The organism is Vallitalea maricola, from assembly GCF_036985595.1.
GTDB lineage: Bacteria > Bacillota > Clostridia > Lachnospirales > Vallitaleaceae > Vallitalea > Vallitalea maricola.
Map to the genome: position 1 here is coordinate 1 of NZ_BTPU01000486.1, position 229 is coordinate 229.

The 229-nt window shown below is 38.0% G+C and carries 1 protein-coding gene; it reads right to left on the reverse strand.

The window, feature by feature from the left end; genetic code table 11:
- On the reverse strand, nucleotides 1-187 hold a 187-nt coding region (locus AACQ14_RS24705; protein WP_339366168.1), incomplete at its 3' end, for a beta-galactosidase small subunit-related protein.
- Nucleotides 188-229 lie beyond the last annotated feature (42 nt).

The following is a 229-nucleotide window of genomic DNA, read 5'->3' on the forward strand; positions in this document are numbered from 1 at the left end:
CTGCATTGTATAGAGAAACCCATACCATATCTCCACGATTACCATTTTCCTGTGGGAATGGATAAGGCGTGTATAAGCCGTTGATAGAACTATCGTAAACACCCATCTTACTACTTTCCTTACTATCCGGATAGTTTTCACCAGGGCCTCTACCTAACCATTTAACTTGTTCAAAATCCTTATTCATAATAAGCGTTAAACCAATCTTAGGTAACATGGTTATCATAAC